At 62.4% G+C, this 498-nt stretch carries 1 pseudogene; it reads right to left on the bottom strand.

Going from position 1 to position 498, the window contains the following annotated elements:
• Positions 1-498 (bottom strand): annotated as a pseudogene (locus RVY79_RS17215) (secretin); the annotation flags it as partial.

Below are 498 nucleotides of genomic sequence, written 5' to 3'. Positions count from 1 at the left end.
CGTTGGAAAGCGTCGAGCGGCTGACCAGGCCGCCGATGACGAAGCTCTCACCATCGCCCAGCTCAACCGTGGTATCCGCACGGCGTGTGACGATGGCCGGCACCGTCGCACCGTTAAGCGTGATGCCCCGGCTGAAATCGAGGTCGCTCGCTTCAGGCGCCACCTTCAGGGCGATGCGGTTTTCCGACAGGATGGTGGGCGACACCGTCAGCCCGATACCGAATGGCTTGTATTCGATGGTGGTCGTGCCCAATGCCTGCGGCACGGGAATCGGAATCTCACCACCAGCCAGGAAGTTGGCACTCTGGCCAGAGAGCGCGACCAGACTAGGCTCGGCCAGCACGCGTGCCATGCCGTTCGATTCAATCAGGCTCAGGTTGGCGAAAATGCCCTTGCTGACGGAGCCGACCAGCAGGTTGAATGCCGAACTCAACGGCATGGTCGATTGCGCGGTCAGCCCCGTCGACGGACTAAACGTGGCCTGCGTAAGCGATGACG

Origin of the sequence: Chromohalobacter sp. HP20-39 (genome assembly GCF_033052815.1) — a bacterium.
Lineage (GTDB): Bacteria > Pseudomonadota > Gammaproteobacteria > Pseudomonadales > Halomonadaceae > Chromohalobacter.
Note: the sequence above shows the minus strand (reverse complement) of the source record. Positions and strands in the feature narration are given on the sequence as shown.